This window comes from Aquimarina sp. MAR_2010_214 (genome assembly GCF_002846555.1).
Classification (GTDB): Bacteria; Bacteroidota; Bacteroidia; order Flavobacteriales; family Flavobacteriaceae; genus Aquimarina.
Map to the genome: position 1 here is coordinate 5,935,634 of NZ_PJMS01000001.1, position 25,170 is coordinate 5,960,803.

Genomic DNA, 25,170 nt, shown 5'->3' on the forward strand with positions numbered 1-25,170 from the left:
TTTGTATGATTTGTAAAACTACGGATTTATATAAGTAGAATTGGTATGCTTTTTTATTTATATCTTCTATTTTCTATATGCACAAAATAAAGAATAATCAGAACTACTCTTACCTCCATACTTTTTGGTTACCAATTTTATTTTTGGTGATACCACTTTTAATAACCTCTATTAAGTTCATAAAAAAATTGCAATAGAAATGAATTCTAATCTTTACTCAATTATCCTATAAAATCTATCGTATATTATAAAACATTAACACTTTATAAGCTTAGTTCCCTAATAATTCCCTACTTTTAAAATAGTTATTGATTTTCCTTTTAACAGAAAGGTGCTCGATTTCTAGTCAAAATGTAAACGAATAAAAAACCCTATAAAAATTATATTCGTTAAAGAAGTTCGTCTTCTACTCTTATCTAATTACCCCTATTTGTATTTTTTTGAATATACATATATCGATTTTATATACTGAATTGTTATATCGTGAAACCTACATTAAATGAAGAGAATTTTAGCAATAGATGACCAACAACTTGTTTTATTATCCTTAGAAAAACACCTCTCTGATACAGGGTACATTATCAAATGCGCAGATAATGGTCAATTAGGATTAGATCTTTTTGATAGTTTTAAACCAGATATTGTTATTGTAGATATTAATATGGATGGAATGTCTGGTCTTGATGTAATCAAAAATATTCGTCAAGAAAAAAAATCAGATGTTAATATTTTGGTGATGTCAGGTAATACAAATGAAGATACTATTATAGATGGTTTTGATCTGGGGATAGATGACTATATGAAAAAACCATTATCGCTTAATGAAATTTCGGCTCGTATTGCAAGAATTCTTGGTATAAAACCTACAAAAAAACTAGAAAACAACTCTAAGGGTCAAATGCTACAAAGACATTGCGTTGGGGTTGTAATCCCTTGTTACAATGAAGAGACAAGAATTTTGAGTACAGAATTTACTGATTTCACACACAGTAACTTAGGATATCATTTATGTTTTGTTAATGATGGAAGTACAGATAATACTCTAGAAGTTTTAAAAAAACTATCTGAAGGGAGAGAAGATAACATTAGTGTATATAATTGTGCTAAAAATGGAGGAAAAGGAGAAGCTGTAAGACAAGGAGTTCTTCATCTTGCCAAAGACCCACAATTAGATTATATAGGATATCTAGATGCTGATTTATCAACAGACTTTAAAGATTTTGATGATTTGGTTAAAACTATAGAATCTTCAAAATTTAAAATCGTAAGTGGCTCAAGAATGAGTAGAATGGGAGCAAATATCACCAAAGAGTCTGCTCGAAAAATAATAAGCAAAACTATTAATTTGATTATTAGAAATATCTTAGGTATGTCTTTTAACGACACACAATGTGGTGCCAAAATAATGGATAGAGAAATAGTCAATGAAATGTTTAGAGAAAAATTTATTACAAAATGGTTATTTGATGTAGAAATTTTTATGAAGATGCGTAAGTTTTATGGAAAAGAAAAAGCCATTTCTTATATATGTGAGCAACCACTTAAACGATGGGTACATGCTGATGGTTCTAAGTTATCTATGAAAGATTCTGTGAAGATTGTAGGGCAACTTGCTCAAATTGCTTATTACTATAATTTTAAAGTCAAATCAAAGTTTAAGTAAAATAGTAGAATCAAAAAAACCAATTATAAAAAGAGTCATAGTGTATTTATGTATTCTGTTATCATTTGTAGAATTTTTTCAAAATCCTTCTTTAAATCATAACTTCCTTCTTTCAAATTGTTTTCATAATCTGTTGCTATTTCATAACTTTTTTCAAGTCCAAAAATACTGACCTTATGCTTTAACTTATGCACATATTCTGCAGCTTTTACAAGGTTTTTATTTTTTAAACTACTGAAATATTGTTCTTTTTCTATCGGGAATTCTTTTCTGATAACATTTAACATCTTTTCCTCAAAGGCTTTATCTCCATTAGATATCTTATTTATTTCTGATAAATTTGGTTCTTCCATTTAGTTGGTTTTTAATTAGAGCATAATCAATAAAAGTATTCGAAGTACTAAAAATACTCCTTATTCTATAATTATTATCCAAATGACACCAATAATGCCCTCTGAGTATATTCTTTTTATTCTCTTTTGGAAAAAGTAATTATATTATATTATTGCCGTTCCCTTGTTTTCATCATCAGGTTTTAACAATGATCATTGTTAAACACTTCGTCAAAAAGTTCCATGAGAAGGTCGGCGTGGTTAAAATTTGTACAACAAATGTTAAAAATTTAAATCTGGAAAGTAAAATTAAGAGCTATCTAATATTTCTTATCCCTTCATAAACTACAATACTCACTGCATTGGCTAAGTTTAAACTCCTTACCTTATCACTGTAAATTGGTATTTTATAGAGTTGATCCGGATATTTTTCTGTTATAGTTTTTGGCAAGCCAGTAGATTCTTTTCCAAAAACAAAAAATAGATCATCTTCATAAGGTATAGAACAATAATCTTTTTCTGCATGACTTGATAGATACACCATGTTTTTACCTTTATTTACGGCATAAAATTCGTCTATGCTATCATACATATGTACCGAAATGTGTTTCCAATAATCCAACCCAGCTCTTTTTAATCTCGAATCACTTAATTCAAACCCAAATGGTTTTACCAAGTGTAGATTTGATCCTGATGCTAAACTAAGTCTACCAATATTACCCGTATTCATGGGGATTTCTGGTTCTACAAGTACAATATTATATGTCATTCTTTATTATATCTACGCTCTTCAATCGTTTATAAGCAATATATGCCAGTAACTAGCATACTTAAAGTTATTCAAAAAAGCACACTTTGTAATACCATACATCCTGCTATTATCGAAATGATACCAATAACACCATTCATCCATTTAAATATCGACATATTGCGTTCGATAAAACGGCTCATGGTAAAGATCAGTACATAACTATATATTGCCATAGAAAATATAATTCCAATAGACTCTACTATTAATATCAGGATGGCATCAGAGATGGTATCTGCGCTAATAATTAGTGCAGAGGTTAGCGCACCTCCTGTACCTGCCAATCCATGTAACATCCCAATCCAAAACGACCTGTTAATAGGATTCATAGCAATTTCTTCGCCTCTTTTTCCATGTAGATGAATAGGATTATTAGCCGCATGCTCGTGTGCTTCTATTTTTTTATGATCTGCCATCATCTCATTAATCTTATGATTTCTTCGAATAGCCATTACCCCTAGCCAAATCATAATTGGACCGACAGAAAATTCTGCCCAAAAAGAGACGCTCTCTACAAAAGCATGTAAGGCTGCTCTAAATACTAAAGCAATCCCTCCAAACATCAACAAAGTTACCGAATGTCCTAATGCCCATTGAGATGCTGTAAATGCAGTCTTAAAAGACACTTTCTTTTTTTTAATGGCGTTTTCTGCTGCAAGTACCGATACTGCAGACATATGATCCGGTTCAAAAGAATGTAAAACCCCTGCTATCAGAGGGCGGGCAAGATTCATGATATTCATATAGTATATGATATGTGAGTTCCATCATTATTAATCAAATACATAGCAATCGTTACATTTGGTGCTATTTTCTGACAATGATAATGACATTCTTGTATTAATTTTTGATAAAAATTTTCTTGGGCTGTAAAAGTAAAAATTTCCCGAAGACGTCCTGCCATATTTAGTACTAAAACTTTGTTAGCAATTTCCTCTGGATATCCTGCAGATATAGCTAGTTGATATATAAAATCTTTATCCCATGTTGTTTTTCCGCTATGGGTATTCGTTCTGCCTTGTGCTAATTTTGATGCTTTTCCTAACATAATCCCCATAGATACCTTGGTAATCTGAGGAGATTGATGGATTTTTTCGAAAGTTTCCTGTATCCAGTTTCCATAATGTATACAGGATACTTCTGAAATATTAGGAAATATAGACCTCAACATTTTTTCACTACGCGCTCCAGAGTTTATTAATAATTCTGTCATACCATTTGCAACAGCAACATCAATCCCTTGTTGAATGCTGGCAATATAAGAAGCGGCAGAAAACGGAGTGACAATACCGGTAGTTCCCAATATTGAAATTCCATGCAATATCCCTAAACGACTATTCAATGTTTTTTTAGCAAGTTCTTCTCCGTTTTTTACAGATATGGTAATGGTTACTCCATGTTTCTCGAGTTGATGATCTGATATTATCTTTTTACAAACGATACGCATCATATCTCTGGGGACTGGATTAATTGCTGGCTCTCCTACAGGTATTTCTAATCCCGGTAAGGTAACTAATCCCACTCCTTTTCCTCTTTTAAAAAGAATATCTCCAGTATTATTAAGAGATACAGTAGCTGCGATCTCTGCGTTATGAGTTACATCAGGATCATCACCTGCATCTTTTATTGTTGAATATGTAGCCTCCTTTTGTGTTAACGTATTGGGTTGAACTCGAAATGTAGCGATTTCACCTATAGGCAATTGCACTTGAGCTTCAGTAATTTCCTGTTGGGTTACTAAACTCCATAATGCAGCTTTAACACAAGCAGTTGCGCAGGCCCCCGTGGTATACCCTTTTCGTAATGGTTTATCTGGTATGTCTTGTAATTCGCTAATGTTTTTACTTGATGAATTTAGGGTTTATAAAAAACATGATTTCACAGACCTCACAGGTCTTGGAGACCTGTGAGGTCTGTAGGTTCTCGTCTACTCATTAGTAATCATTTTAATCAACTTCACCTTTGTATCTACACAAAGATATCGATTAGAAATTTTTGGTTTCTCAAGAATGACTATCGAGATGTTTACAGCTAGAGCCGCAGCTATTTTTTCTTCTAGTTTCCCATTACTTCCACTTTCTTTAGTAAAAATAACATCTGGAGATAGTTTGGCAAACAACTCCATTTCGGCTGCTTTAGTTTGTGGATATCCAAATAACAACTTCGTTTTTGGAAATCCCGCCTCATCAGCAATCGTCCTGGAACTATCGCGATCCAAAATACGAAACCAAGTGAGATGATCTTCCCAATAAGATCGTAATTTAGTAATGGTTTGCACTCCCGAGAGTGCCAATAATGAACTATAGTTGTTTTTATTAAAATAACGTATCGCCTCTTCAAAACTAGCTACATAAGATACTTTTTGATTTAGTATTCTAGGAGAAAACTGTCTTTGAAAGCGTATCAAAGGTAGTACGATCGAAATATCAGAAATCATTTGATGCAATTGTACCGCAAAAGGGTGAGAAGCATTAACAATATGTGTAATCTCATGTTTCTTACAAAAATTTTCTAATAGAGAACCTGTCATCACTCCATGAATCGGAATTCCTTTTCCTTCAAAATCCACTTTTGTTTTGGTTGAATAGTAATACGGATATTCTAGTTCATCCAATATTCTGGCGACTTGTTTCCCTTCTGTGGTGCCTCCAAAAACGAGTATCATGAGGATTGGATTTCTTTTTCTTTTTTCCTGAAGATATGATACCATTTATCATCATATAACCACGATCTGTTTTTACGAGCACCTACGGCTTCGCCCACTACAATAAGCACCGTACGAGTTAGTTTATTTTTTTTGATGATAGTAGTTAGTTCAGAGAGCGTACCTGTCCATACTTCTTCATCTTCCCAACTTACACGGTACAGTATTGCTAATGGTGTATTTTCTGGATAATGTTCCAGAAGTTGTGCTTGTATTTTTTTAGCTATACCTACACTTAAAAAAATACACATTGTAGCTCTTAATTTTGCCATATCAGCAATTTTTTCGTGCTCTGGCATTGGTGTATTTCCTTCTCCCCGGGTAAGGATAATAGTTTGTGCTACTTCGGGAATGGTAAATTCTGATTTGAGATATGCAGCTGCCGCCTGAAATGAGGAAATTCCCGGAACGATGTAATAATCGTATCCTTTTTCATCAAAAATAGTCATCTGCTCCTGTATCGCTCCGTATATAGAAGGGTCTCCAGAATGCAAGCGCACAACAGATTTTCCTTGTTTATAATATTGATCAATAATCATTATTTGTTCTTCTAAGGTCATCGATGCAGAATTACGCACCAATGCACCTTCTTTTGCCATATGTGTCAAAGCTTCTGGCACCAAACTCCCGGCATATAAAATGCAGTCTGCATTTTCTAGAATATACTGTCCTTTTAAGGTTAATAATTCTGGATCTCCAGATCCAGCACCCACAATTGCAATACTTGCTTTACGCTCATATCTGGCCGACAAACTTAATGCATAGGTGAATTTTTTACCAGACGGCGTGAGCGCTTTTGTTTTTTCGACCAACCACGTTGATTGACCGGCTATTAATGCCGCAGCGGCTTCAGAAACGCCATAAACACCTACTTTTCTCTTTACAACTTCTGAAGGATTGGCAACTGTAATCGTATTGAGTTCTTCGCCTGTATAGGTCATAAAAGGAATATTATAATACGCTGCAAAATCAAGATATGCTTGTTCCTCATTCTTAATAGTTGCAGATCCTATAGCGTAAATACTTTCTATAGCAATATGTTGTTCTCGTAATGCAGACTCTAATCCTTTCATGAGTAGTTGAGGCTCTATATCTTTTGCGCACCCACTACCTAAAGCCACACAAGGAGGGTAGAAGGAAAGAATAGGAGTCTCTGTAGCAATAAGTTCATAACCTACATATAGTATTAATTCATAGTCGCTATGTTCAAAATCTTTCTGATCATAATAAATATCTACAAAATCCGGACAGGTTTTCTCCAGGTGTTGAACTCCTTTATTCTTAACTTTTAACACTAGTGCTGTAGATTTTCTATTCACAAACAATGATATAATCTCATTTGTAGAAATAGAACTCATCATTTTCCATCCATAGGTTTCCGCTAGCGTATCCAGTGCCCATAGGTTTTGCAAATCACTAGATGTAGATAACACAGCTTGTGCATTAAGAATTCTACTGATTTGAGTTGTAAGTGTATTGGCTTTGCCAATATGACCGCTAAGTACGGCTTGTACAAATTTACCCTGATCATCAACATTAATCACAGCAGGGTCACTTGTCTTATCTTTGATATGTGCAGCGATACTACGCACACAAATCCCTAATGCTCCGACAAAAATCCATGCATCATAGTTATGAAATGAGTTTTCTATCAACTCTGATACCGAATTGATTTGCTTTATATCTTTACTAGTTTCTACTGTTCTTGTTGTAAACAGTTTAGAGCGATAAAATTCTTTTTGCAAGGTTTTAGCAATAGATACTCCTTGATCTGTGAAGCAGAGTATTGCAACTTTTATAGTGTGTTCTGACATGTGTTTTTGAAAAAGCTATTAAATTCTTCTACAACACAAAGATATTAGGTTATTAACGTCTTAAAAAATGTTTAGTAAGATTATACATACTTGTTACGCAAAAAACCAAAAATCAACAACCGGTTTTTTATTCCATAAGACGAGTAATTCTTCTATTTCTTTTTTCCCTGTTGGAGATGCTACTACAATAATTATCTGGGCATTCTCGAGCGTTTTGATATCGTCATAATGCCCTAATCGTACTCCATAGATGTCCTTTCCTATTTTTCTCTCATTATCACATACCCAATGAAATTGATCAGTATAAGATTGTAAGAGTTTGGCCATATCCTTTCCGTTTTTCCCTGCGCCCCATAGCACTAAAGGCCGTGTTTTATCTCTATCTAATTCATAGAAAAAGCGTAGCTTGAGATCAAAATATCGATTGTCTTTGTATTCTTCCCAGGTACGTGAAATTCTATCAGATCGATCTCTCCAGTGATGTAGAATTTTATCAATCCCTACAATTGTTAAACCTAATCTATAAAATCGAAAACAGAGGTCATAATCTTCAGGGTATACAATCGGATCAAAAGCTCCTGCTGCATCAAAATCCTCTTTGTGTAGTAACCAACAATGAGATGGGATCACACATTCTCTATAAATCTCTTGATAGTGAGTACTTGTTCTGGCAACTTCATTAAGCCATTTTTCGTATTTAAGAAACCCATCACCCACAACTCCTTCGTCAACAAAATGCTCAGTTCCTCCTGCAATCACAGTTCCTTTTCCATGTTTACTCCATTCTTCTACAAGAACTTCTATTTTATACGCTGGCATTTTATCATCAGAATCCATTCTGTTGATTAACGTTCCTCTGGTTTCGGCATATCCTACTTGTAGTGTTGGGATTAGCTTAGGTCTATCACTATTAAAAAATCGAATTCTGGAATCTTTTGCGGCATATTCCTGCAAAATTTTTGGACTATCATCAGATGAATGATCATTTACAGCAATAAGTTCCCAGTTTTGATACGTCTGCGCCAGAATAGAATCTAAGCAATCCCGCAAATAGGGAGCCGTATCTTTAACAGCCATTATAATAGTAACTAGTGGTTGATTTGTCATTATCTTAAAGGTTTTCTCCAGGAATTCGGCAGCTTTTTTGTTATTTCAATGTTTTGGAATTCTTTACTAGAACGAGACCCATGAGTCTTTACCCATTTGGCCATTTCTAAAAGCCCGGTTTCTAAATCTATATGTTTTTTGGGATTAAAAACGGTATCAAATTTTGAATGATTAGCATAAGCATGAGTCACTTCTTCCCGTTTTTCTAGTTGTTCTATATTTAGTTCTGATTGCATTGCATTACTTACTGCTATTGCCAGTTCTTTTACAGAGTATACTGCATCATTTCCTATATTAAAAACTGTATTATGTGCTTCGGGTATTGTTACCGAACTAGCAATATAAGGTGCAATATCATCAATATGTGTAAAAGCTCTTGTTTGCTTACCATCTCCAAAAATGGTTAACGGTTTATTTTCAAGAATTTGATTCATAAATATCCCAACAACATTACGATATTTATCTCCTATATTTTGATGTCTTCCGTATACATTATGAGGTCTGAAAATAATATAATCCATACCAAACATCTTCTGTGCATTTATCAGGTCCAATTCTACAGCATACTTTGCTATTCCATAAGGATCTTCCGGTTGCGGAAATTGTGTTTCTACCAATGGCAATGTATTTGTCCCATAGACTGCAATAGAAGAGGTAAAAACAAAACATTTCACTTCATGAACTACCGATGCGTTAATCAAATTAACACTACCGATCAGGTTATTCTGATAGTTGAAATTTCTAATAAAATGGCTTAATCCTTCAGCTGCATAAGCAGCCAAATGATAGACATAGGTGAACTTATACTTATCAAAAAGAGTATGTATTAAGGTAACGTCTAGTATCGAACCTTCATAAAATAGTGCTGCTGAGTTTATATTTTCCTTATCTCCTCCCGAAAGATCATCTAAAACGATAACCTGGTGATTTTGTTTTAGTAAATGATTAACCACATGCGAACCTATAAATCCTGCTCCGCCAGTTACAAGTGAAGTTATTTTCACACGTTGAATTTTTTTAATGCTCGTTTCATTTGGCAAACCTACATAAATTGATCATATATGGTAGAGGTTTTGATTAAAATGAATTATTTTCTAGATCTGTAATAGAGTTTAACACAAACTTTCTGTTGTTTACATCCCCTATATAATAGGCTTTATAAACAGGTGCTAGTGATTTTAAAGCCTATAACGATAATCTAATATGAGAAATGGTGTTATACGGGTATCCGGGAGTGATTCGATCAAGTCTTTTGTATCAGATCCTAGGCAATAATCTTCATTCAATAAAATATTTTCATAAGTGACACACCCATCATCATCAGTAGTTTTTGTTGCTTTATCAATAATGATTTCAACATTCGTCAATGGTCTGTTTTTTGTATCTATAATTTTTAAAATAAGATTATTTGTAAGAAATTTTTCAGAAGAAATAGTACTTATAATCCTGTTGGTTTCTTCTATCTCTGTTTCTATTTCTATCTGTTCGGTGTCAAGTTTGGGCATGTCACTATCCCTTTTACAAGAATATAGAACAACTGCCCCTATTATCAGCAAACTAAGTAATTTATTTTTTTTCATAATCATGTTCTTTTCCCAATACTTAGACACAAAAGTATACACTATATGAAGTGAAGAACACACTGGAAACCGTGAATTTGATTAAGAACAAGAAAACCAGATACTGAAAAAAAATAGATTTCTATTTGGTTTTAGACCTTAACTTTTATCGCTTTAAGCATTGTAATTGGGTTATAATCATCAAGTGAGAATGTGGATTCTTCTACAATAGTATACCCTATTTTGTTGCAACCTGCTTTAAAAGCTTGTACCGAGCTTTCTTTTACAGCATTGATCACTATACAGGTTTCATATTGTAAAATAGGAGTGATCTTTAGAAAAAGCTCTTCTAATCTGCCGCCGTGACCACCTATAAAAATTGCTTCAGGTTTTGCAAATTGAGTAAGATCCTGCTCAAAAAAATCTCCCATTACAATTTGAATCCCAGGAGCTCCAAAACGTTTTTGGTTTTCTATCATAATTGCCTCACACTCCGGCCTTTTTTCAAAAGCAATGATATCTAAATCCCCATTTTTTAATTTAGCCTCGACACTAACAGATCCAGTACAAAAGCCGATATCCCATACTATATCAACATTAAGAATATCTAAATAATGCAAGGTCATTAATCGAATAGGCATTTTGGTAATCATTTTAGGCCTGCCAGGTAAACCTTTAAAATCAGTGTCGCTTATACCAAAATCAATTTGACGATGCGCTGTTTTTTTTAGTATAACACAATTCAGTGAGTGAAACTTCATTGTTGAAGCTTCCAATAAAGATAATTTCTGAAATTTTTCCTGTTCTCCTTCTATATCTTCGCCTACGATGATGTCATAATTATCATATCCATACTCCAATAGTCTTTTTGCAATGGTAGCTGGTTTTTTTTCTGAATCTGTAAGTACTCCTATACATTCTTTTTGTTGGATTAAGATAGCATCTAATGCTTCCCAGGTTCTTCCATGCACACTCACGGTTTGTAACTGGTTACTATTCAAACGCATTGCATTAGCCAATAATTGAATCGAACTAAAATAGGGAGTTGTTATGATTTCTGCATCTGGGTACTTATTTTTCAATGTATTCGAGAATCCATAAAACAGTGGGTTTCCAGAAGCAAAAACAATAATCGGTACTGCTGCTTTTTCATATGCCTCGAATACCTGACACATCGGAGATTGAATAGCTATCCATTGATGATCTTTGGGAAGATGGTCTTTGACCAATTCATAGTGTCGTTTTCCTCCACTAAAAATAAGAGTATCCAGAATGTTCTGTTGTTGTTCTGTTGTAAAATCCGGGGTTTTATTTGCGATACCTATAATATGGAAGGTCATAGTATAACGTCTTTTGTATGATATGTTTGCATCCTGCCTGAGATGAATGTATATTGTTGGTTTTAGTTTTGAGCAAATTCAATTAAAGGGTTTATATTTCCATTATCGGCTTCTCTTAATGTTGCTATGTAGTTTTTCCTTATTTCGTCTGCTTTAACCATATTTGACTGATGCCAAGTAAATATTTCTTCTCCAAAAACAGATTCCATTATTATGTCAGCCATCATTCTAGAATGTCTTCCGTTTCCATTAGGGAAACAATGAATTGTAACAATTCTATGTTTAAATCTAATTGAAATTTCTTCGGAGGAATACGTTTTGTTTTCTATCCAATATTTTGTGTCATCAATAAGGTTTTTTAACTCTATTCCAATTTGTGTCCATTTTATTCCTATATTTTTCTCAGATTTCCTAAACTCACCTGCCCATTTCCAAATATCACCATACATCTTTTTATGTAGATCTTTTATAAACTTTTCTGACAATATTTTTTCAGGTTTCAAATTAGCATGAATAGTCCATTCAACTGCTTTTTCAATATTTAACTGCTCAAATTCATCTAATTCTTTTTGTGTTGTTATTGATTTTATTCTTAAACCTTCTTTTTCTTCTTCATTTATAGGAGTTTGTCCATTTGTATATTTTAATTTTAATCCCATAATGATTTTCTCATTTCTCTTTTTATTTCATTAGCCAAATCTGTAATTGATTCATTAATTTTTTCATCGCTTATTCCTTGATTTTCTAATTTCATATTCTGATTAGTTCTTAATACAATCTTTCGAGCCAGTTTTTCAGATTTTAAATTAACCAGATTGTCAATGGTTCCTTCTTTTGGGACAAATCCATATACAAATTTAAAGTCTATAGCTTCAGCTACTTCTTTTAATGAATTGATTGATATTGTACCTTTGGCTTCACTTTCTTCAATTCTTTTTACACCTTGTCTAGTAATATTTAGTTTGGCTCCGAGTTGAGCCATAGTCATATTAAGGGTTGTACGGATAGTATTTATCCATCCTTTGTTTGGCATCAGTACCATTTCTGTTTTTTGAAACGGTTCCAACTTTTGGTCTAATTGCTCAATTAAAAGTTTTTTCTTATTTCTCATCAATTGTAATTATTTAAGTTTACAAAATATTAAAAATGTAAATTTATATGTTTACAAAATTACAAAAAAATAAACTTGTATATTTACTTTACAAAAGCATTTCAAATTAAGCCTTACAATATATTGTATGCGCTTAAAAAAAACTAACCATATTTTTCCTGGATAACCACTTCTTTTTGAAGTTTTTTGCGATCCCATTTTTTTAGTTCTAATTCGGGTTGGTTATAAAACATGTCGGTATACCCAAAGCATAAATATCCTATCAATTGGTTTTTCTCTGGAGCTCCAAGTACTTGTTTTACTTTTTCGGGATCCAAAATACTCACCCATCCCATTCCTATATTTAAGGATCGTGCCATGAGCCACATATTTTGTATTGCACAAACTACACTGTATTTACCCATGTTAGGCATGCTTGTCTGCCCCAAAACAGGGCCTTCTGCAGGTTTATAAAACACTGCCATATTTAAAGGAGATTCTAAAATCCCTTCTAGTTTAAGCTTAATGTATTCTTTTTGCTTTTCGTCTGTAAATTGAATTGCAGCACGTGCCGTTTCTTCAGAAAAAGTTTCTTTTACGGCTTGCTTCGTTTTTTGATCCCTGATCAATACAAATTCCCAGGGCTGTGAAAACCCTACCGAAGGGGCTGCCAATGCAGCTTCTATAATCCTATCAATTGATTCCTGAGATATGGGAGTATTTAAAAACCGATTCCCTCGAACATCCCTGCGATGCGCTATTATCTCTTCGAGCAATGTTTGCTCTTTATCGTCAAATATACGTTGCGGATGCTCTTTCATTTGTTCTTATAATTTAGCTTCTTCTAATGTAAATGCTGCATTAACAATGGCTGCTGCAAAATTACTACCTCCCCGTTTTTCGGTAATTAATGCGTATGGAATATACGATATTGTTTTTAATCGTTCTTTAGATTCAATTACATTGATAAATCCTACTGGTGCCCCAATAACTCCTGTCGGGGATAATATTCCCGCTTGAATCTGATCTGCAATCTCAATTAATGCCGTTGGTGCATTTCCTATAACAAATAATGCATTGGGATATTTTTTTGCAGCACGTTTTATTCCTGCCTGTGTTCGTGTTAATCCTTCTTTTTCAGCAAGCTGAAGAGATTCTTTATCGTTTAACAAACAAATTACCTGATTGCCATATTTAGCGGTATACGCTTTTGTAATTCCTGCAGCTACCATGGTAACATCGGTTACTATCGTTCCTCCATTTATAAGGTAATCATGCCAGGTAGCAATTGCATGCTTAGACGTTTCCAGATAGTTTATATATTCAAAATCACCAGAAGTGTGAATACATCGTATAGCTGCCCATAATTCACCCTTTTCTAATGTATTTTGTGGAATATTATCCAATATTTCCCTAAAGCTGGCTTGTTGTATTTCTAATCCGGTTTCGGGTTTTCTGTTTAAATATCCTCTTGGAGTAATGAGATGGTCTTTATATCTAAAGGTTTGACTATTTCCTATTAACACCACACAAAACATATCTACCTCATCTACATTTAAATCTTCTAAAGTAGTGATTTTAATCTCTTCTTCTTCTCTCCCTAATTGCTTACAAATTGCTACAGGTGTAGTTTTCGGTCTATATTTCAGATAAATATTTTTTAACGCTCCCAATTGCCAATAGCGTTTTTTACTTTTAGGATTATATAGCCCTGTTACAAAATCTCCCATTGCCGCAGCATGGATACGTTTCTCTATTGTGGTCCATGGAGTCATTAAATCAGATAAAGAAATACAGCAAAAATCATGTCCTAATACAGCTCCTAATTTACTACCTGCAGTAATAAAGGCCGAAATTCCCGGAACCGTTTCTACGGGAATATCTAATTCTTGCTCTGCAACTTTTTGGTATACAATAGATGCCATTGCATATATACTGGCATCACCAGAGCCAATAACAACAACATGTTCTCCTTCTAAAGCATGTTGTATTGCAATTTCTGCTCTTTTTTCTTCTTCACTCAACTCTTTACCTATACATAAGGCATCAGGACGTACTAAATGTTGTATAAATTGAAAATAATAGTGATATCCTATGATTACTGAAGCTTCTGAAATTGCCTGTGTAGCCATCGGAATGATATAGTTTGAATGCCCGGGGCCTAGCCCTACAACTTTGATCATTGTTTGATAATTAATAAAGAGAAATATGGAATTTCTCTATTGGTCAGAGTGGTTAAATCTGTTGTTATATATTCTTGATTGGTTCCTAAACGTTCACAATAATAACATTTCCAATCTTTCTGTACTAATTCTGATCGAAAATCATTCCATCCAGAACGTATTTTCATTAATATCACGGTATCAAATTCTAAAAAGTATTTAGAGATTTCTGCGATATTTTTTGCTCTCGGAACGATAGCGATTTTATCATTAAGTAAACTTAATGGTATTTGGTGTTGCGATGCGCCCAGTGAAAAAGAATTAATTCCCGGCACCAAAGATACTGGTAATTGCAATTCTTGAAGCGCTGTTAATATATACGAAAAAGAAGCATATAAGCTAATATCACCTTCGCATACAATCGCTATTTTTTTTCCAGAACGATAGGCTTCTTCAATATCTTTTACGGTTGCTGCATATGTTTCTGAAGCTTCTTTACGGTCGTATGACATATTTAGGAAAAACCCTTTCAATTCTTTATGTCCTAGTCCGTGATATTTCAATATAGGATATACAAAGCTCTTTTTTTGATCTTTGCTAATAGACCCCGGATAAAAAATAAGATCGACTTCTTTTAATATTCGTAGTGCTTTAAGTGTAAGAAGTTCTGGGTCTCCTGGTCCTAAAGCTATTCCATAAATTGTATGCAAAACCGTTATGTTCTTTTCTTTTTTCTTTTATATAAAAACAACTGCCATTTCTCTTCTGCTACCCCGGCTTTATCCATTTCTGCTCTGGCCATGGTGAAGAATAAGTCTGATAATCTATTAATATAGGCAACCACATATTCTTCTACAGATTCTGGATCTTCATGCATTAAGGTAACTAATCTACGCTCACCTCTTCTGATTTGTGTTCTGCACACATGACATAATGCTGAAATTTCATTCCCTCCAGGTAATAAAAAATAGTCAGATGGAGAACTAATATTAGCTTCCATATCATCCATCCATTGTTCACAAAAATCTGCTCCGTCTTTAGGTTTGGGGTTAGGGTTTTCTTTTTTAGAATCTGATGGCCTTGCGAGATGTGACATCATATCCATAAGGTCTTTTTGGATTTTATGAAGATTTGGTTGCCACTCATGGTCATTATCTAATTTTGCACGTAGTAATCCAATAGTAGAATTCGCTTCATCCAAAGCTCCGTTACATTCTATACGTGCAGAATCTTTAAATTCTCTTTTTCCTCCAAAGACTCCAGTTTTACCTGTATCTCCTTTACGTGTATATATTTTCAAGGGATTAAAATTTTAAATTAATACTGAAATCATGTCAATGAATAGTTATACTCCTACCATCAGTTTTTCTTCTACTATCTCTTGAATCTTTTGCTCTTCGAGTTGTTCTCCGATAATCACTAATCGAGTAGCCTTGATTTCTCCATCGACCCATTTTCTATCAAAATAGTTTTCAAATCGATCTGCAACTCCCTGAACAATCATACGCATTGGTTTACCAGGCACATGGATAATTCCTTTAATCCTGTAAATATGGTGTTCTGCGACCAGTGTCTTTAAATTTTTGATTAGAGTTTGCGGAGTATGAGGTGCTTTGATTTCTATCACAATAGAATTGATCGAATCATCGTGATCGTGGTCGTGATGATGATGCCCATGCTCATCGTGATCATGATGATGGTGATGATGTTCTTCGTGATGAGAATGTTTGTCATCTACATGATCTTCAGCTTTAGCATCAATCCCTAATAATACATCGGCAGGGACATTACCTTTTACTGCAGAAATCAATTTAATGTTGTCACCCACACGGTTCTGAATAATATTGCTGACTTGATTATATTCTTCTGTATTAATTAAATCTGATTTGGTCATTATAATCAAATCTGCACAAGAAAGCTGATCTTCAAATAATTCTTCGATAGAGGATTCGTGATCCAGGTTTTCATCATCTAATCGTTGCGACTGTACTTTATCACGGTCACATATTTCTCCTGTGGCCTGCCCTACACAATCTACCACAGTTATTACAGCATCTACAGTAATTTGTGGTTTCAAATCAGGCCAGTTAAAAGCTTTTAATAATGGCTTAGGTAATGCTAATCCAGAAGTTTCGATAATAATATGGTCAATATCCTGTTTACGCTCCATCAATTGAAGCATGGTAGGCAAAAACTCCTCCTGTACTGTACAACAAAGGCATCCATTACTCAATTCTAATATATTTTCTTCTTCACATCCACAGTCATTACCTTTTAGAATTTCTCCATCCATTCCTAATTCTCCAAATTCATTAACGATTATTGCTAATCGTCTGCCGTTTGCATTTTTAGCAATTTGATGTATCAAAGTCGTTTTACCAGACCCCAAAAATCCTGTAATAATGGTTACAGGTATTTTTTGTGTGTTTAAAGCCATATATTCTTATCAAAATGATTCCTAGCAAAACTATCTATTATAGATTAAAGGAAAAAACAAATTATGATATGTTTGTATAGTATTCTTGTTAGATACCGAATTTCATATTTAAAAGAATTTTACTCCACCGGTTTTAATGTCATACATTCCGCCAACAATTTTTATTTCTCCATTATTTTCCATTTCGGCAAGGACTTCACTTGAAGAACGAATATTATCAATGGTCATGATTACATTTTTTTCTGCAACCTCATTTACAAAATCGATATTTTTTGAGTTTCTTAAGGCATCATCTTTTGGTTCTTTAACTGCTTCAACTGCTGGTTCTATTTTGTTTATTAAGGCGGTTAAATTTCCAAGTCTAGCATGATCACATGCTCCTTTAACCGCACCACAGGCAGTATGCCCCAAGACCACCAATAGTTTTGTTCCTGCCAATTTACAGGCAAACTCCATACTACCTAAGATATCTTCGTTCACAAAATTTCCTGCAATTCGTATGCTAAAAATATCACCCATACCCTGATCAAAAATTAATTCTGATGATACTCGAGAATCGATACAACTCAATATCGTTGCGAAAGGAAATTGACCATTTGCGGTCTGGGTTACTTGTTGCAATAAATTTCTATCCGCCTTCAGGTTATTTTGAAAACGTTGGTTTCCTTCTACAAGTGCTTTTAATGCACTATTTGATGTCATTGCATCTTGCGTTTCTTTTGTATGTGCTTTCATAATTATTATTTTTAGTTAGCCAATATAAGAACCGGCACATTTGTTTTGTTTATGGTCTGCTGAATTTTAGTGTTGAAACCAATTGATTTACGTAGTTTTTGTTTAGTTTCTCGTTTTACACAAAGCAGTCCCAATTTATTTTTTTCAATATATTTTGAGACGCTACTACTATTATCCATTCCTTCGTCGAACTCAAAAATTACTGTATTTTCTGCAATAGATTGTTCTTTAGGTTTCGAAAAGGCTGTTGGTTTTTTAAGTCGAGAATCTGTTTTCTTAATTTTAAACAGCTTAAAAGGTTTATGAGTACGCTTTTTTAAATCCTGAACAATTTCAACTTCTTTATTTATCGATACATCATCAAGAAAACCAAGAGATACATTATGATACGATGTAAGGTTTTTATCACTTCCAGAAATAAGAATTCCTCCTTTGTGATGCTTCAATAAATAAGACGTTAGTCCATCTCCCAAAAAGTTTACTATTTTGGGTTTTCGTTTACCAATAACAACAATATCTGGCTGTGTTTTGGTAATGTGATTTTGTATTTCAGTAATAACATTTCCGAAGGTAAAACTGTATATGACAGGGATATTTTCTATATCTGATACCGTATCAACTAATTTTTGCATTGCCTTTTTTGAAGCAACTCTTTCTTCGTCTAGTGTTCTCATTACAGCTATTTGGTTATCATATCGAACAACCTGCATTGGTGGTTTTACATAAAAAACCTCAATTCCAGCATCTATAACCTTTGCCAAATTCACAGCATTACGTAATGCTGTATATGAGGATTTAGTTTGGTCAATTAATACTAATAGTCTATATTTTGATTTTAATATATTAGTTTTCATATACTTGTATTTTAAGCGCTTTTAGGGCGTAGTCTAAAAAATTGAATAAAGCTATCTGGGTTTTCTATTATACCTCTTTCTGAAATAAGCTGAATATCAATATTTCTATTTCTTGCTTTTTCAGAAAAATCTTCAAGAATTTCAACAATATCGTTGTCTAAATATCTTGTTTTTCGAACATCAAGTTCTAAATAAGTATCTCTGGGAAGGCTGTCTAGTTCTTTAAGAATAGCTCCTTTATTGAAAAATGTTACTTCTTCTGCTAATGTCATCTTTATTTTATGCTTGCCGTTACTCTTATCTTCGATATGTAAGAAATGTGAGTTTTGAAAACTCTTTATCAAAATAACTACAATACCTACTAATAAGCCTAGCCCTATTCCTACCAAAAGATCTGTAAATACAATACCTGTAACCGTAACTATAAATGGAACAAATTGTTTCCAACCTAATTGATACATGGTTTTAAATAATCCTGGTTTTGCAAGTTTATATCCAACGATAAAAAGAATTGCAGCTAATACAGATAGTGGAATCTTATTTAAAAGTCTTGGTATTAAAATTACAGAAATTAACAACAAGAATCCATGTAAAATTGCTACCATTTTGGACTTCCCTCCTGATTGGATGTTTGCTGAACTACGAACAATTACTTGGGTAATCGGCAATCCTCCGATAAGTCCAGAAATAATATTTCCTGTACCCTGTGCCAGTAATTCTCGATTAGTAGGTGTTACCCGCTTACGAGGGTCTAACTTATCGGTTGCCTCTACACACAATAAGGTTTCCAGACTGGCCACTAAAGCAATAGTAAAGGCAGTTACCCATATTTGTGGGTTAGTAATCGCTCCAAAATTTGGAAAACTAAATTGCGCTAAGAACGAAGATGCATCCTCTGGTACAGGTACACTTACCAAATGTTCTGTAGAGATTCCCCAAGTACTATTTCCTGCTGTAACTATAAAGTATATAATCCCAGCAGCAACTGCTACCAAAGGCCCTTGAATAAGTTGAAATATTTTCCCTTTTTTTGAAAGTACGTTACTCCATAAAAGAAGAACTCCGAGGCCGATAACTGCTATTAATGTAGCTCCGGGACTAATAGCATTAATTGCACTTAAAATTCCTGAGAATGTATTTTCACCATCTATCTGGAAGAATGCAAAATCACCTTCTGGATCTGCGTCATATCCAAAGAAATGTGGTATTTGTTTAAGTATGATAATAATACCTATTCCTGTTAGCATTCCTTTAATTACGGATGATGGAAAGTAATACCCTATAATTCCTGCTTTCAAGAAACCAAATGCCAATTGTATCACACCTCCCAAAACGACAGCCAAAAGGAAGTTTTGATACCCTCCTAATGCGCCAATTGCGGTTAATACAATTGCTGCAAGCCCTGCAGCAGGGCCACTAACACCTATTTGGGATCCACTCATGGCTCCCACTACGATACCACCTACGATACCGGCAATCAGGCCAGAAAACAAAGGAGCTCCACTTGCTAAAGCAATACCTAAACATAGAGGTAACGCTACAAAAAACACGACAATACTGGCCGGAATATCGGCCTTAAGATTTTTAAATAAATTTGAATTATTCATAGTTATACTGATTTGAGAAATGCCATACCCATTGGGCACAAAAACATTGATCAATTAATAATGTTATTATGTAAATTGATGAGTTCCATTAGTAATGGAACTTGATTGATATACGATAAGAATTCAGATTAAGAAGTAGAATCCTAATTTAATTACACCTGTTCGGGAGGTGGGATGGGAATTTCGAGATCAAAATCAGATAAAAGCTGAATTACCTGATAACAAGAACGTTGTGAAGCGTAGATGAAATGACGATCGTAAGAATTCAAAATTTTAACTTCATTTTTTTCGTCCTTACAATCATCTTCTTGTTTTTCTTCTTCATCAGAATCTTCTTCCCAATCTACTTCAACTAATTCGATATTATCATTAGTAAAAAGTGTAATCGTCTCCACTATTGACTGTAACATCATACTCACAAGTACAACGATAAACGAGCAATACTTTATATAGCTAAATATGTTAGTACAGCATAACTTCATTAAGCGATAGTTTTTTGTACTAGATCAGTATAAAATCTTACTACATTATTTTTCCCTTCTTCAACATCGGTTAAAGCAGGAAGGTGTTGAGAAAAATAACGTTGATGATGTGCTCCTTCGATCACTGTTGAGATGAGCATATGTGGAAACTCAAATTTTGGATTTATCTCCAAAACCATATCGCTCACTCTTTGTACAACTCTTTTATAAGTTTTATAGAAACCTTTTTTATTTTCTTCATCTACATCCTTCGTATAATAGGCTTTAGCAGATTCTGAAATGATAATTTTATTAAGTAGTACTTCATTAATAAAAGTAAAAGAGTTGTCTTCTTTTACTTCCTGAGTAAGCAGTGTGATTGCGGTATTTAATTTATCTTTTGCAGAGGTAATGTTTGCCGTTGCAAAAACCAATTTATACTCAATCCAACTCCAATACCAATTGATTAAATATACCAATAATGCATGTTTACTTTCAAAATAACGATAAATTGAACTTTCATTAGACCCTATAGCGACTCCTAATTTTCTAAATGTAAAAGATTCAAAGCCTAACTCATTTATCATCTCGATACTAGTGTGTACTATTTTCTTCCCCAGATCAGAGGATTCAGGGTTTTTGGTGTATAACTCCGGGTTAATTGTTATATGTATCGGTAAACTTTCCATTTCAGAAAAGCAAATATATGAAAGTATTACTATTAAATGAAGTTGGTTTAACTAATTTTTATGAAAGTATAGGTTTTGGAAGTGTTTATGATCTAAATTAGCAAATGATTTTTAGTTCACTATACATTGGATCTTTTTCGATCATTTTTAATAATTTCTTTTTGGCTTCGAATTTCTTTTTTCTGGCATACCCTTCAGAGTATCCTGTAATTTTTGAAATTTCTTTCATTGATTTTCCTTCAAAAAAAAGATATAATAGTTTCTTATTCTCTGTGCTTAACTTTTGAAAGTGTTTTCTATAGAGATGCTCGCGTTCTTGATTTTCAATATCGGCTATTAAGGATTCACCAACCCTCTCATTAAAACCATACTGCTCATCGTTGATAATCAGTTTTTTCTTTTTCTTTAATCGATTTCTCCATAAGTTTTTACAAATTCCATAAAAATAGGTTTTTATGGGTACTCGCAACTCCAAAAGACCTGATCGTAATTTTTGATATAGTACAACTAATGCATCCTGAAAAACATCTTCTACATCTTCAGAGTTTCCATTATTGCGAAGAATATATCCCTGGATGTATCGTATATTTTCTTTATAAAAACATGTTAGTATTTTCTCGTCCCCATCAATGATTCCAGCTATGATTACTCGATCTTTATCCATCATTATAGTGAATTTGTATCTTTTAGGGTTTAGATAATACCATTTGTTGTTTGAATTTACTGAGATAAAATGTTCTTTTTTCACCTCATTTTCAGAATGAAAATAAACCGTAGTACCCCAACTATGCTTAATTTTCTTTTCTGGTAAATTCAAACAACAAATGGTATAAGCTCATTGTCATTTATCGCTCACTTGCCTTTATGATACAAACATAGATTGACTAGGTCATATGTCCTTACAGATTTCTGTAATGTCATCTGTTTTTTTTAAAGAAAAATTCACATCATACTGTTTTTGAAGATGTTAAGAATTTGTTTTAATTAGTTAAAATTAGATAGCCCCTTATATACTGCTATAACCAGAATTCGATATAAGAAAATCACGCCAATTCGATCCAATACTTTGACATAGCTCAGTACAGGCTAGAATTGACGCTTTTTTAAACAGTATCGCTTACGTCGAACTTGGGTTACTACAACAACCCTAGATCTTTAACAATAGCTACCAGATGGGTACTATTTTTAGCTTTGAAGTCATCAAAAAGTTTACTTACTCTTTTATCAATAGCACTCTCACTATTTGGAGATATATTTTGTTTTTTAAGCTTGATTCGGATTTCTTTTTTGGTATATCCTTGTGATAATTCTTCTAGTAGCATCATATCCAAATCATCCAGGTGAATCATTGTATTAGCATTAGAATTATTAGTAATTTCTGGTGGCCAAACCGTATTGCCTTGATACACTCTTTGCACACAAGCTACTAATTCTTGTATTGCCTCCTGACCTTTACAAACATATCCATTGATATTAAGTTTTTCGAATAGCATATTAATTTTGTCTGGTCTGTTTTCCTGAGAGTATACAATCACTTTGATATCCGGTTGTATACTTCTTATATCTTTTATGAGTTCGATGCCTGAGGTTCTGGTTTGGATTTTATGACCTTCTCTAAATGAAAGATCTGTGATCAATAATTCAAATACTTCCTGATCATTATGCGCTTTTCTAAATTTTAGATAGGCATCATCACAGTACTTAGCTTCTTCAATATTATAGATTCCAATTTTATCATTCAGCACTTTTATAATGCCTTGATTGGCAATTTCATAGTCTTCTGCTACCAATACTTTAGTAAACATTTTGCTAATTTTTTAATTAGGGATTTGTATTTCGGCTTTAAAACCTTTGCCTTTTTCTGAGTCAAAGATAAGTGTTCCTCGTATAGCTCGAATACGGTTTTCTGTATTTCGAAGTCCATTTTTGGATTTTACATCTTCCTCTGTCATCCCTACACCATTATCAGAATAGTTAATCGTGAGTGTGTCATTGGTATTAGAAAATTTCAATTTAACCAGACTGGCTTGACTATGTTTCTGCATATTGGTCATCAATTCCTGTAGCACTCTGTATACCGTTATTTTTATGGTTTTATCCACCTCATCCCAATCGATCCTATCAAATCCTATAACGATTAACTGAATCCCTTTTTGGGTATAGTTTTGTAGTATATTATTCAATTCTTCTGGGTAGGTCTCCCCAGTCTCGAACTCATTGTTTTCACGAGAGATATCACGTGCTTTAAGGTAGGTAATGTTGAGTTTATCTTTTATTTGAGAGTCGTGGGGGTCATTTTGATATTGCATCATCAACTGGAAAATATCATTCCCTAACTCATCATGCAATTGTTTAGAAATACGAGTTTCGGTTTCGTAGCTGGCTTCAAACTGTATTATTTTGTTTTGTTGACCTAAGTACCGTGTTCGCTGTCTAAAAAAGTAGATAACGAATCCAATACTTGTTAGTAATAGTAATATTCCAAGGAGATAGATTGTATTTTTGTTCTGAACTTCAATGATTTGTTGTTCTTTTTCTTTGGTTTCAAATCGAATTCTTGCAAACTTATCTCTGTATATTCTTTCTCTTTTTATTATACTATCATTGAGTTGCATATATTTATTTGCATACTCCAACCCCTTATCACCACTCCATATTTCTGACAATAGTTTATAACTCTGTAATAATTCTCCATTATTTTGTAAAACTAATGACACATCACGGGATCGTTCTGCGTACACCTTAGCGATACTATCTTCTTGTATAAATTGATAGTATTCTGCTAGATGCAAGGTATTGGTTGCTATACCAAACTTATCATCGATACTATCTCTAATTTTTAATGCTTTATAAAAAAGATTAGGGATATCAGCGGTATCCTTGGATAGAAAATTAACATATGCCAAATTATCTAGTAATAGAGAATGTCGTCTAGGGTTCTTATTTAAAAACTCTGTATATGATAATCCCTTATGATAATATCCTTTTGCTTGATCATACTTTTGTTGTGATTTATAAACCGTACCTATGTTATTATAAGATAATACTTTTTGTAATACCTCTTTATCGGTTCCTTTAGCATATTTAATAGCTTTTAGATAGTAATCAATAGCATCATCATATTGTTCTAGGTGCTTTGCTATAATTCCTAAATTAGTATAACACATTGGAATATACCAATCATTTTCGGCAAGCTCAAAACTTTCAATTGCTTTAATAGTTAAAGATTCACTTTTAGTATAATCTTTTGCCTTTCTTAAAATATGCGCTAAGTCAATTAGTACTTTACCATAATCGAAAGAAATAGTATTTAAATTTTTTCCGTTTTTTAACATTAAAGCATATATATTTTCAGCTTTGTGAAAATTTTTGAAAGCAACATCTGATTTAGAGCTTCTATAATAAATCCCTAAATAAAAATATGATTTCGCTATATTTAAGGAATCATCAATTGTATGAGCTATACCTAAGACCTCTTCATTCAGTAATTTATAATGTCTTAAATCTTTTAAATCATAATACACATAAGAAATGTTTTGAAGTCTACTTATTTTAAAAGAACTGTTATTAAGCGCAGAAGAAACTTTATAGGCTTCTTCTAAGCTATTTTTTCTTTGTTGATTTGTTCTATTCTTATCTTTTGCTTTTTCAATATAAGAATCAATTTGATCAGATATACTCTTTATATCCTTATCTGTTTGATTTTGATCGTCACAAGAAACCAAACAAAGAAAAAGTGATATACAAATAATGTTGAAAAGACTTCGAAACATGAATCGTATTTTATAAGATAAAAATAATGATATCC

The 25,170-nt window shown here is 33.2% G+C and carries 26 protein-coding genes; 1 reads left to right on the forward strand and 25 read right to left on the reverse strand.

The features are described 5' to 3' along the window. Positions 1-499 precede the first annotated feature (499 nt). Complete coding sequence (locus ATE84_RS25600; protein ID WP_101450686.1) at positions 500-1,663, forward strand: response regulator; 1,164 nt, start codon at positions 500-502, stop codon at positions 1,661-1,663. Between the two features lie 35 nt (positions 1,664-1,698). On the opposite strand, the gene ATE84_RS25605 is transcribed toward ATE84_RS25600, so the two are convergent. The 25 genes from ATE84_RS25605 to ATE84_RS25725 form a co-directional block, all read right to left on the reverse strand. After that, positions 1,699-2,016 carry an Hpt domain-containing protein gene (locus ATE84_RS25605; protein WP_101450688.1) on the reverse strand — a complete coding sequence of 106 codons (318 nt, stop codon included), beginning with the start codon at positions 2,014-2,016 and terminating at the stop codon, positions 1,699-1,701. A gap of 295 nt (positions 2,017-2,311) precedes the next feature. Continuing rightward, the gene (locus ATE84_RS25610; protein WP_101450690.1) at positions 2,312-2,764 is read right to left on the reverse strand and encodes a tRNA (cytidine(34)-2'-O)-methyltransferase; all 453 of its coding nucleotides are present in this window, start codon (positions 2,762-2,764) and stop codon (positions 2,312-2,314) included. Between the two features lie 71 nt (positions 2,765-2,835). Continuing rightward, a complete protein-coding gene (locus tag ATE84_RS25615) occupies positions 2,836-3,546 on the reverse strand; it encodes a hypothetical protein (protein ID WP_101450692.1) in 711 nt (236 codons plus the stop codon). Further along, positions 3,543-4,640 carry a cobalt-precorrin-5B (C(1))-methyltransferase gene (locus ATE84_RS25620; RefSeq protein ID WP_101450694.1) on the reverse strand — a complete coding sequence of 366 codons (1,098 nt, stop codon included), beginning with the start codon at positions 4,638-4,640 and terminating at the stop codon, positions 3,543-3,545. The genes ATE84_RS25615 and ATE84_RS25620 overlap by 4 nt, the downstream gene beginning before the upstream one ends. Positions 4,641-4,730: 90 nt before the next feature. Continuing rightward, a complete protein-coding gene (locus ATE84_RS25625) occupies positions 4,731-5,468 on the reverse strand; it encodes a precorrin-6A/cobalt-precorrin-6A reductase (RefSeq protein ID WP_158237338.1) in 738 nt (245 codons plus the stop codon). After that, positions 5,465-7,321 (reverse strand): precorrin-4 C(11)-methyltransferase, encoded by a 1,857-nt coding sequence (gene cobM, locus ATE84_RS25630; RefSeq protein WP_101450698.1) that lies wholly within the window; start codon positions 7,319-7,321, stop codon positions 5,465-5,467. Before cobM ends, ATE84_RS25625 begins: the two co-directional genes overlap by 4 nt. A 93-nt stretch (positions 7,322-7,414) precedes the next feature. Then, positions 7,415-8,428 (reverse strand): glycosyltransferase family 2 protein, encoded by a 1,014-nt coding sequence (locus ATE84_RS25635; protein ID WP_233195895.1) that lies wholly within the window; start codon positions 8,426-8,428, stop codon positions 7,415-7,417. After that, positions 8,428-9,432, reverse strand: a complete 1,005-nt coding sequence (locus ATE84_RS25640; RefSeq protein WP_101451256.1) for an NAD(P)-dependent oxidoreductase — start codon at positions 9,430-9,432, stop codon at positions 8,428-8,430. The genes ATE84_RS25635 and ATE84_RS25640 overlap by 1 nt, the downstream gene beginning before the upstream one ends. Before the next feature lie 174 nt (positions 9,433-9,606). Next, positions 9,607-9,933 (reverse strand): hypothetical protein, encoded by a 327-nt coding sequence (locus ATE84_RS25645; RefSeq protein WP_143273712.1) that lies wholly within the window; start codon positions 9,931-9,933, stop codon positions 9,607-9,609. A 206-nt stretch (positions 9,934-10,139) separates the two neighbouring features. Further along, entirely contained in the window at positions 10,140-11,327 is a 1,188-nt protein-coding gene (gene cbiE, locus ATE84_RS25650) for a precorrin-6y C5,15-methyltransferase (decarboxylating) subunit CbiE (RefSeq protein WP_101450704.1), read from the reverse strand. 62 nt (positions 11,328-11,389) lie between these two features. After that, the gene (locus ATE84_RS25655; protein ID WP_101450706.1) at positions 11,390-11,986 is read right to left on the reverse strand and encodes a mobile mystery protein B; all 597 of its coding nucleotides are present in this window, start codon (positions 11,984-11,986) and stop codon (positions 11,390-11,392) included. Then, a complete protein-coding gene (locus tag ATE84_RS25660) occupies positions 11,977-12,438 on the reverse strand; it encodes a mobile mystery protein A (RefSeq protein ID WP_101450708.1) in 462 nt (153 codons plus the stop codon). The genes ATE84_RS25655 and ATE84_RS25660 overlap by 10 nt, the downstream gene beginning before the upstream one ends. 143 nt (positions 12,439-12,581) lie before the next feature. Further along, a complete protein-coding gene (bluB, locus tag ATE84_RS25665; RefSeq protein ID WP_101450710.1) occupies positions 12,582-13,238 on the reverse strand; it encodes a 5,6-dimethylbenzimidazole synthase in 657 nt (218 codons plus the stop codon). 6 nt (positions 13,239-13,244) lie between these two features. Further along, the gene (gene cobJ, locus ATE84_RS25670) at positions 13,245-14,600 is read right to left on the reverse strand and encodes a precorrin-3B C(17)-methyltransferase (protein ID WP_101450711.1); all 1,356 of its coding nucleotides are present in this window, start codon (positions 14,598-14,600) and stop codon (positions 13,245-13,247) included. Beyond that, the gene (cobI, locus tag ATE84_RS25675) at positions 14,597-15,289 is read right to left on the reverse strand and encodes a precorrin-2 C(20)-methyltransferase (protein WP_158237339.1); all 693 of its coding nucleotides are present in this window, start codon (positions 15,287-15,289) and stop codon (positions 14,597-14,599) included. The genes cobJ and cobI overlap by 4 nt, the downstream gene beginning before the upstream one ends. Positions 15,290-15,294: 5 nt before the next feature. Further along, a complete protein-coding gene (locus ATE84_RS25680) occupies positions 15,295-15,879 on the reverse strand; it encodes a cob(I)yrinic acid a,c-diamide adenosyltransferase (RefSeq protein ID WP_101450714.1) in 585 nt (194 codons plus the stop codon). 45 nt (positions 15,880-15,924) lie between these two features. Then, positions 15,925-17,016, reverse strand: a complete 1,092-nt coding sequence (gene cobW / locus ATE84_RS25685) for a cobalamin biosynthesis protein CobW (protein WP_101450716.1) — start codon at positions 17,014-17,016, stop codon at positions 15,925-15,927. A 108-nt stretch (positions 17,017-17,124) separates the two neighbouring features. After that, positions 17,125-17,751 carry a carbonic anhydrase family protein gene (locus tag ATE84_RS25690; protein WP_101450718.1) on the reverse strand — a complete coding sequence of 209 codons (627 nt, stop codon included), beginning with the start codon at positions 17,749-17,751 and terminating at the stop codon, positions 17,125-17,127. An 11-nt stretch (positions 17,752-17,762) separates the two neighbouring features. Then, on the reverse strand, positions 17,763-18,605 hold the full coding sequence (locus tag ATE84_RS25695) for a universal stress protein (protein WP_101450720.1): 843 nt from the start codon (positions 18,603-18,605) through the stop codon (positions 17,763-17,765). Between the two features lie 11 nt (positions 18,606-18,616). After that, positions 18,617-20,212 (reverse strand): SulP family inorganic anion transporter, encoded by a 1,596-nt coding sequence (locus ATE84_RS25700; protein ID WP_101450721.1) that lies wholly within the window; start codon positions 20,210-20,212, stop codon positions 18,617-18,619. Positions 20,213-20,364: 152 nt separating this feature from the next. Further along, entirely contained in the window at positions 20,365-20,622 is a 258-nt protein-coding gene (locus tag ATE84_RS25705; protein ID WP_101450723.1) for a hypothetical protein, read from the reverse strand. 71 nt (positions 20,623-20,693) lie between these two features. After that, positions 20,694-21,362 carry a TetR/AcrR family transcriptional regulator gene (locus tag ATE84_RS25710; RefSeq protein ID WP_101450725.1) on the reverse strand — a complete coding sequence of 223 codons (669 nt, stop codon included), beginning with the start codon at positions 21,360-21,362 and terminating at the stop codon, positions 20,694-20,696. A 97-nt stretch (positions 21,363-21,459) separates the two neighbouring features. Beyond that, the gene (locus ATE84_RS25715; RefSeq protein WP_101450726.1) at positions 21,460-22,179 is read right to left on the reverse strand and encodes an RNA polymerase sigma factor; all 720 of its coding nucleotides are present in this window, start codon (positions 22,177-22,179) and stop codon (positions 21,460-21,462) included. Between the two features lie 319 nt (positions 22,180-22,498). Next, positions 22,499-23,167 (reverse strand): response regulator transcription factor, encoded by a 669-nt coding sequence (locus ATE84_RS25720; protein ID WP_101450728.1) that lies wholly within the window; start codon positions 23,165-23,167, stop codon positions 22,499-22,501. Between the two features lie 12 nt (positions 23,168-23,179). Beyond that, positions 23,180-25,135 carry a tetratricopeptide repeat-containing sensor histidine kinase gene (locus tag ATE84_RS25725; protein WP_101450730.1) on the reverse strand — a complete coding sequence of 652 codons (1,956 nt, stop codon included), beginning with the start codon at positions 25,133-25,135 and terminating at the stop codon, positions 23,180-23,182. Positions 25,136-25,170: the final 35 nt, after the last annotated feature.